This window comes from Pristimantibacillus sp. PTI5 (assembly GCF_048572955.1).
In the GTDB taxonomy this organism is placed as follows: domain Bacteria; phylum Bacillota; class Bacilli; order Paenibacillales; family Paenibacillaceae; genus Pristimantibacillus.
In genome coordinates, this window is the sequence record NZ_CP183886.1 from 6683177 (window position 1) to 6698383 (window position 15207).

At 43.7% G+C, this 15207-nt stretch carries 17 protein-coding genes; 11 read left to right on the forward strand and 6 right to left on the reverse strand.

The features are described 5' to 3' along the window. The first annotated feature begins 11 nt into the window (after positions 1 to 11). Together ACN6MW_RS29635 and ACN6MW_RS29640 are read left to right on the forward strand one after the other, a co-directional pair. Positions 12 to 2075, forward strand: a complete 2064-nt coding sequence (locus ACN6MW_RS29635) for a carbohydrate-binding domain-containing protein (RefSeq protein WP_419873324.1) — start codon at positions 12 to 14, stop codon at positions 2073 to 2075. A 276-nt stretch (positions 2076 to 2351) separates the two neighbouring features. Next, positions 2352 to 2621, forward strand: coding sequence for a hypothetical protein (locus ACN6MW_RS29640; protein WP_419873325.1), 270 nt, complete (start codon positions 2352 to 2354; stop codon positions 2619 to 2621). A gap of 81 nt (positions 2622 to 2702) precedes the next feature. Here ACN6MW_RS29640 and ACN6MW_RS29645 read toward each other — a convergent pair whose 3' ends face one another. Beyond that, positions 2703 to 3209 (reverse strand): metallophosphoesterase family protein, encoded by a 507-nt coding sequence (locus ACN6MW_RS29645; protein WP_419873326.1) that lies wholly within the window; start codon positions 3207 to 3209, stop codon positions 2703 to 2705. 440 nt (positions 3210 to 3649) lie between these two features. On the opposite strand from ACN6MW_RS29645, the gene ACN6MW_RS29650 reads away from it, so the two are divergent. From ACN6MW_RS29650 to ACN6MW_RS29675, 6 genes are all read left to right on the forward strand, one after another. Continuing rightward, the gene (locus ACN6MW_RS29650) at positions 3650 to 3802 is read left to right on the forward strand and encodes a hypothetical protein (protein WP_419873327.1); all 153 of its coding nucleotides are present in this window, start codon (positions 3650 to 3652) and stop codon (positions 3800 to 3802) included. A 484-nt stretch (positions 3803 to 4286) separates the two neighbouring features. Continuing rightward, positions 4287 to 4487: a hypothetical protein gene (locus tag ACN6MW_RS29655; protein WP_419873328.1), complete on the forward strand. Its 201-nt coding sequence runs from the start codon at positions 4287 to 4289 to the stop codon at positions 4485 to 4487. Between the two features lie 455 nt (positions 4488 to 4942). Continuing rightward, positions 4943 to 5548, forward strand: a complete 606-nt coding sequence (locus tag ACN6MW_RS29660; protein ID WP_419873329.1) for a hypothetical protein — start codon at positions 4943 to 4945, stop codon at positions 5546 to 5548. Positions 5549 to 5832: 284 nt separating this feature from the next. Continuing rightward, positions 5833 to 6420 (forward strand): hypothetical protein, encoded by a 588-nt coding sequence (locus tag ACN6MW_RS29665; RefSeq protein ID WP_419873330.1) that lies wholly within the window; start codon positions 5833 to 5835, stop codon positions 6418 to 6420. 240 nt (positions 6421 to 6660) lie between these two features. Then, positions 6661 to 7764: an ATP-binding protein gene (locus ACN6MW_RS29670; protein ID WP_419873331.1), complete on the forward strand. Its 1104-nt coding sequence runs from the start codon at positions 6661 to 6663 to the stop codon at positions 7762 to 7764. A 26-nt stretch (positions 7765 to 7790) separates the two neighbouring features. Then, entirely contained in the window at positions 7791 to 7916 is a 126-nt protein-coding gene (locus ACN6MW_RS29675) for a 3'-5' exonuclease (RefSeq protein ID WP_419873332.1), read from the forward strand. Positions 7917 to 8364: 448 nt separating this feature from the next. Here the strand turns inward: ACN6MW_RS29675 and ACN6MW_RS29680 are convergent, their stop codons facing one another. The 5 genes from ACN6MW_RS29680 to ACN6MW_RS29700 all read right to left on the reverse strand — a co-directional run bounded on the left by ACN6MW_RS29680 (position 8365) and on the right by ACN6MW_RS29700 (position 11756). Continuing rightward, positions 8365 to 8715 carry a hypothetical protein gene (locus ACN6MW_RS29680; RefSeq protein ID WP_419873333.1) on the reverse strand — a complete coding sequence of 117 codons (351 nt, stop codon included), beginning with the start codon at positions 8713 to 8715 and terminating at the stop codon, positions 8365 to 8367. A 12-nt stretch (positions 8716 to 8727) separates the two neighbouring features. Next, the gene (locus tag ACN6MW_RS29685) at positions 8728 to 9186 is read right to left on the reverse strand and encodes a hypothetical protein (protein WP_419876516.1); all 459 of its coding nucleotides are present in this window, start codon (positions 9184 to 9186) and stop codon (positions 8728 to 8730) included. Continuing rightward, on the reverse strand, positions 9183 to 10154 hold the full coding sequence (locus ACN6MW_RS29690) for a GerAB/ArcD/ProY family transporter (protein ID WP_419873334.1): 972 nt from the start codon (positions 10152 to 10154) through the stop codon (positions 9183 to 9185). The genes ACN6MW_RS29685 and ACN6MW_RS29690 overlap by 4 nt, the downstream gene beginning before the upstream one ends. A gap of 103 nt (positions 10155 to 10257) precedes the next feature. Then, positions 10258 to 10449, reverse strand: coding sequence for a hypothetical protein (locus ACN6MW_RS29695; RefSeq protein ID WP_419873335.1), 192 nt, complete (start codon positions 10447 to 10449; stop codon positions 10258 to 10260). Positions 10450 to 10685: 236 nt separating this feature from the next. After that, positions 10686 to 11756, reverse strand: a complete 1071-nt coding sequence (locus ACN6MW_RS29700) for a GntR family transcriptional regulator (protein WP_419873336.1) — start codon at positions 11754 to 11756, stop codon at positions 10686 to 10688. Positions 11757 to 12018: 262 nt separating this feature from the next. Between ACN6MW_RS29700 and ACN6MW_RS29705 the strand changes: the two genes are divergently transcribed. From ACN6MW_RS29705 to ACN6MW_RS29715, 3 genes are all read left to right on the forward strand, one after another. Then, positions 12019 to 13356 carry an ABC transporter substrate-binding protein gene (locus ACN6MW_RS29705; protein ID WP_419873337.1) on the forward strand — a complete coding sequence of 446 codons (1338 nt, stop codon included), beginning with the start codon at positions 12019 to 12021 and terminating at the stop codon, positions 13354 to 13356. 85 nt (positions 13357 to 13441) lie between these two features. Beyond that, entirely contained in the window at positions 13442 to 14338 is an 897-nt protein-coding gene (locus ACN6MW_RS29710) for a carbohydrate ABC transporter permease (protein WP_419873338.1), read from the forward strand. Positions 14339 to 14384: 46 nt separating this feature from the next. After that, positions 14385 to 15188, forward strand: a complete 804-nt coding sequence (locus ACN6MW_RS29715; protein WP_419876485.1) for a carbohydrate ABC transporter permease — start codon at positions 14385 to 14387, stop codon at positions 15186 to 15188. Positions 15189 to 15207 lie beyond the last annotated feature (19 nt).

Consider the following 15207-nt stretch of genomic DNA (forward strand, 5'->3'; position numbering starts at 1 on the left):
GGAAGATCGATATGAAAAAGACGAAATTAAAACATTATATAGGCGTAATCGCTTTGTGCACGGTGCTGCTGGCTTCGGCCTGCAGCAATGGCAGCAATAATACGGCGGCGTCCGTGGAGACCGCTTCGACGGATCAGCAGACGGAGACGGCAGCGGTTGCGACAACCGAGCTGTCGATGGACGAACTCGTGGAGTTCGACGATGAAGACTACAACATAGATTGGAGCGAAGACAGCTCGACGAAGATTGTTTTTAGCGCCACATCGTCGGCTAGCGTGACGGGAGCCGGAGCCGCAGCAGGCGAAGGCGGTTTGGTGAGCATAACGGAAGCCGGCACGTACGTATTAAGCGGTTCACTGAACGACGGCCAGTTGACGGTAAACGTGCCGGACGGTACGGTACACCTGGTACTGAACGGCGTGGAACTGCATGATAACGACAGTGCTCCGCTGTATATCGTGGAAGCGGGCAAGGTTGTTATGACGCTGCAAGAAGGCACGGAAAACAAGCTGTCGGACGGCACGAACTACGTCTATGCCGATGCGACCGCCGAAGAACCGAACGCGGCCTTATACAGCAAGGCGGACTTGACGATTAACGGAACGGGCAAGCTGACTGTGGAAGGCAATTTCAACAACGGCATCAACAGCAGAGACGACTTGAAGCTGGTATCGGGTACGATCGCGGTTAAGGCAGTAGACGACGGCGTACTCGGCAAAGACCGCGTGGCTGCTCTGGAAGGCGCGACGTTGACGGTGGAAGCGGGCGGTGACGGCGTGAAAGCGACGAACGCAGAAGAAGAAGGCAAAGGCATTATTGCCATCGGCGGCGGCACGTTCGACATTACGTCCGGCAACGACGCGCTTCAAGCGGAAACATCATTGCTGGTTAATGGCGGTACGTTCTCGCTCATAACTGGCGGCGGCAGCGTGAATGGAGAGACGCATGTCGAAGAGCGCGGCGGCTGGGGCGGCGGTCAACAGGCTGCGCCAGGTACGGCAAGCACAGCGACCGGTACGGATGCGGCGGCAACGGAAGAAGAATCGGCAAGTGCCAAAGCGTTGAAAGCAGGTACGGATATTCAAGTAGGAGGCGGCAAGTTCGAGATCGACTCAGCGGACGACTCCGTCCACAGCAATGGCAATCTGACGATAGCAGGCGGCGAGCTGATGCTCACAACCGGCGATGACGGTGTCCATGCGGATACGGCGGTTACGATAGCAGGCGGGAAGATCAACATTACGAAGAGCTACGAAGGCATCGAAGGCTCCGTCATTACGCTGGCGGGCGGCGAGACGACGGTAACGGCGTCCGACGACGGCGTGAACGTGGGAGGCGGTAACGACGGTTCGTCTGTGAACGGACGTGCGGGACAGAACACGATTACCGACGGAACGCATATGCTGACGATTACCGGAGGCACGTATTACGTGAATGCGACCGGCGACGGACTCGACTCAAACGGTTCGATCGCGATGAGCGGCGGCACGGTAACCGTTAGCGGTCCTACCAATGCGGGCAACGGCTCGCTTGATTACGACGGCACTTTCGAGATGACGGGCGGCTACCTGATCGCCGCGGGCAGCTCGGGCATGGTGCAATCGACTTCCGATACGTCGACGCAGCAGTCGGTACTCATGACCTTCCCGCAGGCACTGGAAGCCGGAACGATGGTGCGCCTCGAGGACAGTGAAGGAAACGCGATCGCGACTGTCGCTCCGGCAAAGACGTTCCAATCGATCATGATCAGCTCGCCTGACCTGAAGCAAGGCAGCACGTATACAATCTACTCGGGTGGCTCGTCTACAGGCACCGGAACGAACGGCTTGTATGAGGGCGGCGAGTACACGGGCGGTACGAAGGTCGTCAGCTTCGAGATTACGAGCGCCGTGACTTGGGTGAACGAGTCTGGCGTAACGACTGCACAGAGCGGCATGGGTATGGGCGGAGGCAGAGGTGGCATGGGCGGCGGTGAACGTCCGATGAGGGGCCAGGGCGGTCAGCCCCCGGCTGATGGCTCGGTCCCTGAAGCCGGACCGCAAGGAACGACGGACACCGGCACGCAGGCGCAATAAAAATCACGCTCGATAAGGGGGTTTTGCGAGAACGGTAAGAAGCAGCTCCCAAGCGGATTGACATTATTGTTCAAAAAAATGAAGTGTTTATAGTGAAGTGCTTGAATTAATATGGTTTATGAGATTGAAAATCTTCAGCCTTCTAAATTTATCTATTGGACATGACAAAAAATCAAACAGCTGCGGACCAAGACTTGAAAAATAAAGTCTGATATGCTCCACTTACGGTAGACAGGTGAAATAATAAAACTTGCTGCTGTGAGGGGAGCTTTTTTCATGTCTAGAGGAAAATATAATGCATTAGAGAAACTCACTATTCTCGAAGAAGTATCAAGCGCGGAAATTGGTTTTCTGGCCGCAACAAAGAAAGATGGGATTAATGAAACGACTCTGATGAAATGGCAGCGTCGGTACAAGCTTTATGGTTATAAAGGGCTTGAGAGTCATGTGCGTAGCCGAAGCTATACGGCTGAACTCAAGATTGGAATAGATCAAAACATACGATCTAATACTTCATTTCTCTTGAAAATCAAATCGGCGAATTAAAACACTGCTCGGCAGTTGTCGTCAAGAACGGAAGGAAGATCAAAGTACTTTCCTATCTTCAAGCCAGAACGAACGATCATCCTACGATTTGTCATTGTAAAATATATGCTTGGCAGATACTGTTCCACCAGCAAGCTGAAAAATGCCGAACGAATACAGGGGCTGCCTCCTCTTATCAGTTGGTGACCCGGGATTAAATACCAGCAGGCCACCTGAGCGTTTAAGTACTGGAATATGAGAGTGGCCATAGATCAGCACATTCAAATGAACATTCTTGAAGGCTTCTAACGCACGCGCTTCCGTATTTATTCTTTTCCCATCACCATGTCCGTGAACGATACCCATTCTTACACCCTCGAACTCTATTTGCCTCTGCAATCCAAACTTCCGGATAATGTCTGCTCCATCATTGTTACCTGCGACACCGTATATCGGGGCGAATGCTACCAGATCCTCGTACACAGAAAGGTTCGTCCAATCACCTGCATGAATGATAGCTTTTGCCGTTTTTAGCTCGCGAATCAATCGATCCGGCAGTTTCTTGTTCATTCTGGGCATATGCGTATCAGATACGACGACGATTTTCATCCTCACCGACCTCGATTCCTTGTCTTCAAATTCTTCATTCGTATTTCATATTTTCATCAAATAGACCAATAAGTCAACAATCAGTGCAACAACGAAAAAAAACCAACTGCTATTGTTTCCTGTCCAGTTGTGTAAAGTGCTAAACTAGCCAACGAGAAAACGGCTATCTGTTAGTATTCATCAGTGGCTTCGTAAGCTATCATATAGGTAAATTATTCATTCCGGGGGGATGAGGGACTGAATTATTAAGGTAAGAGATGCGTGAACAATAGTTCAATGATAACAAAGAAATGGCAGCCGACAAATAGGGCTGCTATTTTCTCATCTAACGGGCAGGATAGTTTAAAGAAAAGAAGGCTAAAATACAGATTGAAATAGTAATAAAGAGTTATAATATTAAGATACTTTCAAAGGTAATTTGTTATTGGAAGGTGAACTAAGTGAACAAAAAAACCTTGCTTGACTGGGAAAACAAACATAATGCTATTATGCATACGATGGGTGGCTTTTGGAACTGTTTTAAGAAATGGCGTGAAGAAGACAAAGATGTTATCATAACACATTTATGGGGAAGTTGTATGTATAATTTATAAGTGTAGAAGAACGGTCTATTTATCTTAAATCTAGCTTCAACACTGTAGAAGCAGTTGTATTTTGCTCTATAAATATTTTTTATTTGGATGAAGACATCGGTACTTATGATATTGAATTTTTTTAAAATGGATCTAAAAGATCAATCAGGTAAAGTCGCTGGCAGTTTGCTTTGTGAAACCTGGTCTTATGGTTAGTATATTGATGGATAGCTGATGAATATAGAAACAAAGAACGGACACTATAAATAAGTGTGAAAAAAACTATAAGGAAATACACAAGTGTCCAATGACCCAAACAACTCCCAATTCACTTCCAGAATTTACTGGACTTATCAGTGAATTGGGGGTATATTTGTGTCAAGAAAAAATGACACAAATATACCCCCGAATTAAGAGTTTGTCACAATACTTCCCTCAAATAAGGAGTTTTCTTACTGCTGATCAGCGGCGGCAATGAACGATTTATGAAAAATGAGGTGAAAGCGTGTACACACCAATCCCCATGAAGCGCAGCACTCGATACGGTAATAATTCTTGGGAAGCATTCAGCATCAAAATGAACCGCGATGTGCGGTTTTTTAGCGATCTGAATACGATCATTGGATTCTCGTTGAAGCTGATTCGGACATTGTTGCCTTCTGTGAACAACCCAAGCGAATACAAGTCGAATGGCAAGGAGAATTAGTAGAATCCATTTTTGACATGTGGATTCAGCGAATGATGGAACGGAGCGCTTCTTGGAAGTGAAATATGCTTCTGAACTTGACCCTAACGACAAAAGATTTTCATAAAGATCATATAAACAAACGAATGCTCAAGCAAAATGGTGCCAAGAAAATGGGTTCAATCATCTCATTCGAACCGATAAAGACATCCGATCCAACTTGATTTATTTGAATAATTTGAAAACTATTATCCCTTACATTCAACAACGCCCAGTTCTTGTGGAAACGGTCCAATATCAAATCATGAAAGTTCTAGGCAAGACCTCCAAAACCACGATAGAAGAAATAGAACAAGCGCTTCCGGTTCTTGGTCGTCAACGGATACGGGAAACTGTGTATCAGCTGATTTATCGGGGAATGATTGACTCTACAATCACTCACAAACCATTAGATTCAAAAACAGAGGTGTGGAGCAATGCCTAAAAAAAGATGGATTGAGAATGAGAAAATTGATCCGGCACATTTAGATACATCAATCTGGCCGATTGTTCATGAAGAAAAATTGGATTCTAATGACATAAAGACTTTTTTTGCGAGAAAAAAGGCCATCGACATGTATATGAAGAATGAGCGCCCACTCCATGAAATTAGCTCCGTTACACTCATTGACAGGAAAGATATATTGGCATTTGTGAAGAGATGCCTTTCTTACGATGACCAAGGTAGAATCTGGGGTTATAGAGCACTTATTCCCCGGAAACGTTTAAAACAATATGAACGCAAGTCTTTACCTATATTATCAACGCAGGACGAGCTATCCAAAATGACAGGCGCTTTTACATTGCTATTAAAGCAGTACCCTACCGTTAAAGAAACGATTGACAATTTGTATTTGGGTAGAAATACAAAACGAGAAGTAAGATCGCCTAAAATTAGTGTGAAAGATCTTCATGTTAAACTCTTGGAAGCCTGTACCAAGGCAGGTATTACATCCAGCGAATATCCATTTATAAGTGGAGATTTAGGAAAACGATCGTTATATCGTTATGTTTATATTCTTGAACAATGGCAAGTTGGCTAAGCCGCTAAACGCTACGGTGAGAATCTACGGTGAGAATGCAAGTCAAAAAGCAAGACATACAGGAATTGGCGCTCCGAATGCCCCTTCACCAGTTAGATCTTTGGAACGTGTTCAATTTGACGGTCATCGAATAGATTGTTCAATTGCCATTGTGTTCCACACGCCAGAAGGCGACGAAATTGTGGAAGTAATGGATCGCCTTTGGTTACTCTGCATCATTGATGTTGCGACAAGAATCATCTTGGGTCACTTTCTTAGCTTTAATAAGGAGTATTCCGCTAGCGATGTACTGCATTGCATATAAAAAAGCTGTCATGCCCAAGGAAGTGCTTCAATTAACAATCCCAGGATTAACTTATCATCCGAATGGCGGCTTTGCATCAAGGCTGTTTCCTGAAATGGAATGGGCTTTGTGGGATGAATTTCATCTGGATAATGGAAAATCTAATTTAGCGAATCAAGTCAGAGATCGACTTAAACGAACCATAGGTTGCTCGGTTAATGCTGGTCCTGTGGCATTGCCAATGAGAAGAGGAATAATTGAAAGGTTTTTCGAAACGTTAGAAGAAAATGGGTTCCATCGTCTCGTAAACACAACCGGCAGCAACCCTAGAGATCCACGACGACAAGATCCGGAGAAAAAAGCAGTGAAATATCGGATTACCGCTGAGCACATAGAAGAACTGACAGATGTACTCATATCCAACTACAACGGAATGAAACATGAAGGAATAAATCTTTTGACACCGCTGCAATGTTTAGAACAGCGTTTAAATAGAGGTTTGCTTCCTCGAGTTATGACTGAGGAAAAAAGACAGGAAATCGCTTTTCTTTCTCTCGCCGCAAATCGAGTTGTTCAAGGAAACATTTAAACAAATTAAGTAAGTTGAAAATACTGCATTTTACCAATTACGATGATCCTTGGCTTAAAAAACCATGGCCCCTGGGATGACTTTGAGTGGGGAATGATTAACTGCAAGCTTTCTGCATTACGTTGGGTACTTGGTGATGAGTGGGATATGTTAGAGGCATAACTTTTGACATTAGTAAGTACATGAATCAAAAAGGAAGAATTGGATATTAGATCGAATGTTCTATAGGAGGAGTAAGATGTGACCAAACTATTATTTGACCCAATGAAACATCCCGATTGGACCCCGCCACAAACGGCTGAAAAGTGTCGTTTTGTTGCCGAAAATACCCAGGATTTAGTCGGTGTCGTGGATATGGAAGGTATAGTTCTATACGCCTCGCCGTCCCATGAATTGGTCTTAGGGTTTCCGACCAGCGAATTTGAAGGAAATTCTGCTTTTTATTTCGTTCATCCTAACGATCTTGCGTACGTTAAGAGGCAATTCGATGACATGGTTACATTAGAATCAACGTTCGATTTTGAGTGGAGGTGTAAAAAAGCAGATGGCAGTTGGGTATATATCGAGACCAGAGGCACTCCTATATTTGATGAAAATCGCAAAGTAGTGCAATGCGTGTACGGGTCTCGTGATATTTCGGAACGGAAGAAGGCAGAAGAACTCCTTCTACGAACTGAAAAGCTTTCGATAGTAGGCCAAATGGCGGCAGGGGTTGCACATGAGTTTAGAAATCCTCTAACCTCGATCAAGGGATTCGCCCAGCTGTTACAACAAGGTAACGAAAAACCCGAGTATATTGAATTGATTCTATCTGAGGTTGGGAGATTGGAAGCTATATTATGGGGATTTGTAACGCTTGCCAAACCCCAAACTCTGAAAATGCAGGAAGTTGATGCGGCGGTTGTTTTACAACAGGTGGTGCTGTTATTCAGTACACAATCCATATTAAACAACATTGAAATTATTGAAGAACACGACTCGGAAGTACCACGTATCTACTGCGATGAGAATCAAATCAAGCAAGTATTTATTAACATTCTCCAGAATGCGGTTGACGCTATGCCAAACGGTGGAATCATCAAAACACAGATTCTATGCCACGATTCAGAGTTTATCAAATTTCGATTTATAGACCAAGGAAGTGGCATTTCATCGGAACGAATTAAATCCATTGGAGAACCCTTTTATAGTTCCAAAGAAAAGGGGACGGGTTTAGGCCTAATGGTCAGCAACAAGATTGTCCACGAACACGGAGGGAGTATTCACATCGAAAGCAAAGTCAACGAAGGAACCATTGTTGATGTGATTTTACCCATCTACTCGTCATTCCTCAAAAGGGATTAGAATTTGAAACTATTGCGATATTAGGAATGGATGAAGGAAGCTTTCCTAGTTACAGAAGTACAACCGATAGAAAAATAAAAGAAGAGCACAACATTTTTTATGTATGTGTAAGTAGGGCAAAGAGCGGTTGTTATCTAGTTAGGTCAAAATAGAAAGGGGTTATTATCAAACGGCATCACGTTTTTGGACTTCTCTTTATAACTGGAATCTAGAACATTCCGGTTCATGAGTGGATTCACCTGTTATTGAGATTGAGTTTGGGCTGATTTACTTAAACAGGCAAAATGGTTACTGATGTACAGGGATCAAATTTAATGTAATCGCTTTCTGGGTGATAAACCAACTATAATGTAACTTAAAAATGAGAAAAAAACCGAAATGCTTGATATCACTTGGGATCGGGCAACGCAAACGAAGCGCGAGGCTCCCTCTGAGTTCAATAAGACAGCAGCAGTCTAGGGTCCGGGGCTGTTGCTGTTCCATTTGCCGCCGCCTGGCGCGCTTTCCGTGTATTATAGGCATCGTGAAGCACAGCAAACGCAAGCATTGAAGACCCAGATTCAGTGACAGGCCGAGCTCTTTGAACAAGATTCCAACTTACTATTCCTTCACGTCGATTTCGATGGTCAGGGATGATAAATCCGGGGTTAGTTTCTTACGGGTATGCGCGCGAATATGTCCTAGCGTAACCGCGAGGTCAGGAAGGACTAAATATCGTACGAATCTGTCCCTATACAACAATTGGTTGATTTGATCGTCCTTTCCTCGTATCTCCGCAACCATACTGTCCCGGTCGAAAAATGCTGTGCCTTCGTACAGGAACTGTTCGCCTTCTGCGCGAAATACTGGTAGCTGGGGATCGGAAACCTGAGAGTACAGCATTTTCATAAACTGGTGCAAATTGACGACAGTAATTTCGCCTTGTTTTTTCTTCTCGTAATGTTTGAACATGCGATAAAGGTATTAATCGATATTATCTGTTTCATCCAAGTGTTTGGCGAGGAGTTCATTAAAGTTGCCTTTCGTGATGACTAAGTACAGCCGTTGCGAAATGTTCGGATCGGTCAGGACGGTATTGATAAGACGGGTCAGTCCCCGTTTCGCATAAGCTTCGTCCACGAACAGCAAGCGGATTTGACCGGCTTTCAGTTCGTTATAATAGTTCAAATTAAACCCCTTATTGCCTTCATTCAATAGAGAGACCTTAAGGGTAAGGACTCGCTTCTTCTCCTTGATAAGAGGAGGGACGAGCGTGCTGATTGTTATCTTTCCGTCTTCTTCTCCTCCACCCTGTACGGACCAGAAAATGATCGGCGTGATTTCTTCGATCATATTGTTTTCTGGTAAGAGGACGCAACCGCATGCGAATGTCAACAAAGAAAACGATAGCAGCATAAGCGTTGCTCGTACGAAGCGTTTCATGACGTTGTCCTGGCTTTGCGCTTGATAGCGATCCAAATGAGGAGAGGTGATAACAAATAAGTGGCGGATCCTGCCCACATCTGCAGGTCGAGCCAAAAGGCCTGTTCGAGCCCGGGCTCCCAAAACCATTTACTGATCGGAAGAGTGACGGCCATCGCCGCACAGCCGCTAACGATGAGCCCAATACGCGTAGTGCTTGTCTTCGTCTTGCCTAGAATACGAGATGCGCCATATATCATTAACACGAACAAGGCGATCGAGTAAAGGCAGCTGAACATATATGCCGAGATCAGAATAATATCGACCCTTTCGAATATAGGAGATTGCAGGTAGCGCCCCATCTCCACGTTCGGGTATTTGATGGTTGGCAAGTATTTGGAGCCGTAGAAGAGCAAGGACGCAATGGAAATAAAGAGATACTCGCCGACCGAGATGGCGTTAGCGATCGTCAAATATTTTAGCATTTTCCGTTGCGGATTCAGCCAGTATGAAATAGCGATTAAAAATTCAGGTCCGGATAACGACGAAAAAACGAGCAATAGTGATTTCCATGCAAACGGCTCTGGGCCAATCGGAATGAGAGGGTATAGATCGTGAATCGAATTTGATTGCACCAAAAAAAACGGAATATACAAAAAGAAGATCCAAATCGTTCCAATGAACACGACCGTTACGAACCGTACCATGTTTTCCATTCCAAACAGCGCCAAATAGCAGCTAAGGATAAAAGGAAACACAATGTGCCATTCTCGGTCCATAGAAGGAAAAACAAATTGCTGCATGATATCGGCATAACTGACTGAAATGAAAGAGATCTTGAGCAAAAGGAGCGGCAAGCTTGCCAAAGCTACAATTTTGATGGTTGTTTTTCCGAATAATCTTTCAAAACCCTGGTACCCTTGGGCAGAATAGGGGGTTGCGATCCACTTGGACAGCATATATAGGCAAAATTGGGAGGCTATGCCCATTGCTACAATCGCCTATAACATATACGGTTGAACGAGGGCTGAGGGCATGACAATCATGTAATCTTAAATCAGCCGCTGGATGCAGACTCCTTTATCACGGCACTTAAACAGGAAATGATTCAAGGTCAGGCTGGATCTCGCTTTCACCTTTAGAACCGCAAGCGGAGCCAGTGAACTTAATTCGGATCAAAGGAGAAATTGCTCGCCGCTGGCCAATGACAAGCTTGCTGGATATTTTGACCAGAATATCGCCGACCGATCTCATCGGAACATAGGTGTTACCTTGATAGTTCAAAATTGGCTGCTCCCCACTCGTGTACTTGTCCATTGACGTACACGGGATAACCCGCTTTAACCAATAGATATTGCTTGACCGTGACGGCAAACGTCGGCACGGCGAGCATAAGAAGTCAACCCGCCAACAACCCTACCGCAAAGCCTCTGATTCCTTTCAATATTTTCAGGGTGCTCCCACCTTTATCCTATATTGCTATACTCTATGCAGCTGGGATGCGAAGAAGACACCCTTCTCTAGCTGCTAGGGAAGATGAGCTGCACGGGAATGACAGCGTTCTTCGGCGAGTATATATTGTCCATTTGTTCACGTAACAGTCTTACGGCTGTTCGTGCCATCTCCTGTTCATCCTGCTGCACATAAGCCACGCGTGCTAGATGAGGATTATCGAAAGATAGCAATTCGATGTTTGTGTGATGGTTCAAACGACTGATGGCGGCTGATGTAAGGCGTGCGGTTTCCTCAGTCAAGGTGAAGGCTGCAGTGATTCCGCTGCGCTCCTGTAAGAAGTCGCTTACATAGTCCAACGCCTGCTCACTCCGTAGAATGTCGAGAGGAATGTGACACCACAAGCTCTTGTCGATCGATATGCCTTGATCTGTGTACGCCTTCTCGAAGCCGAACGTGCGATCCTCGACGACTGTATTGGCGTTCTCAGGCGAGATGAGCGCAATCCGCTGATGACCCTTGGACAGCAAGTAGGAGACTGCCTTGTACGCACCGCCGTAATTGTCAGATGTAATGGTGTACGTCTCAATGTTGCGCAGATACCGGTCGATGAACACGCATGGGAATTTATCGAGCGACAGACGCAGCAGCGATTCGTTGTACTTCTCATCTTCTGTCGGAAAAACGATTAGCCCCTGTACACCGATATCCGTCAGTGTGCGAATGGCGTTCGATTCGATAGTGGAGGACTCGCGCGTGATGCTCAGTACCATGCTGAGGCCCGCTTCTTGCAGGAATTGTTCCGTGTAGTCGACGAGCTTCTGAATAACACGGGTTGTCATCGTCGGAATGATGTAGCCGACGAGTGGTAAGGACGATACGCTGCGTAAAGATGGCGGCGCATCGATGTTATAAACATCGAGGTTGGCGGAGACAAATGTACCCTTGCCTTGTATGCGTATAATTAATCCTTCGTCAGCTAGTAGGGTTAAGGCGTTCTTGACTGTTATTTTACTTACTTTGAATTCATCCATTAGTTCTTGCTCAGAAGGGATGCGGTCCGTTGGCCGAAGCAGCCCTGATTTTATTTTCCTCATAATATCTTCTTGAATTTGCTTGTAGAGCGCCAGCTTTTTCAACTTGCCGCATCTCCCCATAAATTTTATGATTTTATAATCAATTGGTTATATAAACCATATTACATATACATTATAATACGAGATGTAAAGCGCTTACAATACTGAATCTGAGAAGGAGTACGAAGGGGTCTTTTCAGTAAACGGTTAGAACAATGTTAAGGATAGTGGTGCCAATGTTAAATTGTAACCGCTTAAATTAACATTTCTAACTAGTCAACCCATTTTTAAACGTTTAACAACAAAAAGAGAGGATGACGAACAAATGAAAAAACGCAGTACTTTAATTTCTATCGTTACGATCCTTATTCTGTCACTTGTTTTGTCGGCATGTGGTAAGTCTTCCGATTCAACATCGGAAACAACGCAGTTAGGCGCTAATGCTGGTGAGAATGCAACAGAATTGTCATTCTGGACATTCGTAGATTTGCACGGCAAGCATTTGGATAAAATGCTGGGGTTATGGAACCAAGCGAACCCAGACAAACAGATTAAGTTAAATGTATCGGTTATGCCTTATGATGATATGCATAACAAGCTCTTATTGGCGGTTACGAGTGGAAAAGGTGCTCCTGATATCGCGGATATCGAGCTTGGTCAATTCCCTAAATTCTTGGAAGGTGACAACGTTTCACTGGAACCTTTGAATGATGTTTTCGCACCATACAAAGACGTTGTCGTTCCTGCACGTGTCGCGATTTACAGCAAAGCTGACCAGGTTTATGGATTTGATTATCACGTAGGTGCAACGCTTGCTTTCTACAACACTGAAATTCTCGAAGAAGCAGGTGTTGACTACAAGACGATTAAAACTTGGGAAGATTACAAACAAGCAGGTATCAAAGTATTCGAAAAAACTGGCAAGTACTTAGGAACTGCTGATACATCAGCTATTTGGCAAGAATCGCTGCTGCTTGCTCAGCAAAATTCTGATTTTACAGATGAGAATGGCAATCCAAAAGTTAACTCGCCTGAAATGGTTAAAGCGCTTGAAATGTTAGTTGACCTGCAGAAGAATAATGTTATTCAGACGATCCCAGGCGGACAACCGGATACAGAAGAAGCAAAAGGCGAATACAACAAGGGCAACTACGCAAGTGCATTAATGCCTGAATGGTATATGTCACGTTTCGTAAACGAAATGAAGGATCTTAAAGGTAAGTATGCAATTGCTCCATTGCCTGTATTTAAAGAAGGCGACCCACGTTCCGTTGGTTTGGGCGGTACAGGTACAGTTGTTACTAAGAGTGGTAAAAACGTTCAGTTGGCAAAAGAATTTGTAGCTTTTGCTAAGCTTTCAAAAGAAGCTACTACTGAAATCTGGAATACGCTTGGATTTGACCCAATCAACATGGATGTATGGAAAGATGATTCTGTAACGAAAAACCCTGATAACGAGTACGTCCAATACTTCAAAACAAATGCATTTGATACTTTGAATGAAATTAAAGACGAAATTCAAGCGATCAAATCCGTTAAAGCTTCACCGACGATCGGCAATATCTTCAATACGGTTACTTTGAATGCTATCTTTGAGGATGGCAAAGATGTGAAGGAAGCTCTGGATGAAGCACAAGCAGCAATTGAACAAGAATTGAAATAAACATAATAAGTAAATGATTTTGATTAAACCTGTCGGCAGGTATAGTAGTCGGCAGGTTTAATCATAGTCAAGGGAGATTGAGAATATGATAAAGAAATTTGTATACTCTCAAAAAGTTGCACCTTATGTTTTTGTATTGCCATTCATACTCATATTCTTAATATTCTGGTCTTATCCGCTTGCAAATTCATTCGTAATGAGTTTTCAAGATAGGATGTTGGGACAGGATCCTAAGTGGATTGGTGAAGCGAATTATTCGAAATTATTGACAGATAAAGTGTTTTTGACTGCTATTAAAAACAGCGTGGTGTACATGCTGGGAACCTTAGTGCTGTTAATCCCCTTTCCAATGTTATTCGCCGTTATGATAAACAGTAAGTTAATGATGGGAAGAGAGTTTTTTAAATCTTCGTTCTTTCTCCCTGCATTGACATCTGTCGCAGTTGCGGGTACCATTTTCCGCCTTACATTCGGCGAAATGGAAGGTTCATTAATGAACAGTTTCCTAGGTTTATTTGGTGTAGAGCCTGTTAAATTCTTGAAAGACGGAGAATGGAGTATGGCGGCACTGTTAATACTTGCATGTTGGAGATGGACAGGCGTTAATATGCTGTACTATCTATCCGGTTTGAAAAGCATTGACAATGAATATTATGAGGCTGCATCAATTGACGGGGCATCTGCTTGGCAAAAGTTTAGAGCGATTACAATGCCATTATTGAAGCCGACCACGATATATGTGACGACAATTAGTGTTTATGCAGGTTTGGCAATGTTTACCGAGAGCTTAATGATGTTTAACGGTAACAATTCACCGAAAAATATTGGCTTAACCATTGTCGGTTATCTGTACAGACAAGGGATTGAGAAGAATAAGCTGGGTTATGCAGCTGCGGTTGGTATCGTTCTGTTAGTCATTGCTATGGTTATCAATTTAACGCAGTTGAAATTTAGTGGAATGTTCAAAAAGGAGGAGGATTAAAATAGGCGCAAGTCAATCGAAGAATAACTTAATTGCTAAAATTGTTATGATTAGTATCTTTATTATACTGTTCGTTATAATTATGATTCCATTCTATGCAGTGGCCCTATCTTCCTTTAAACCAGGTGAATCATTAATAAGATATGGTCTTAACTTAAGTTTGGATTTTAAAATGATGAGCTTTAATAATTTCAACTATCTGTTTACTGGACAACATGATTATTTTGTATGGTTTTGGAACAGTATGACTTTAACAATCGTTCAAGTGGTTTTCACCCTTTTTGTAAGCGCTTTTGTTGCATATGGTTTTGCGGCATATGATTTTAAAGGTAAGAACTTCCTCTTTATATGTGTTTTACTCATTATGATGGTGCCTTTCGAAATATTGCTGGTTCCTTTGTATAGCCTAATTAATGACTTGCATATGGTGAATAGCTATTCAGCTGTCATTTTACCGGGTATAGCGAATGCCGGGACGATATTCTTCTTCAGGCAATATCTAAGAAGCATACCCAAAGAAATTATTCAATCTGGGCGAGTTGATGGCGCCAACGAATATGCGATTTATTTCAGACTGATTATGCCGATAATGAAGCCTTCCTTTGCGGCAATGGCCATTCTGAATGGTATGAATAGCTGGAATAATCTTTTGTGGCCATTCATGGTGCTGGGAGATCAGAGTAAATTTACACTTCCAATCGGTTTGAAAACTTTGTTAACTCCTTATGGGAATAACTATGACCTTTTGATCGTGGGCTCTTTCTTCTCCATCATTCCAATTTTCGTACTGTTTATCGCTTTCCAGAGATATTTCATTGACGGTATGACTGCAGGTGCTGTTAAAGGTTAGTATTTATACTTATGACACA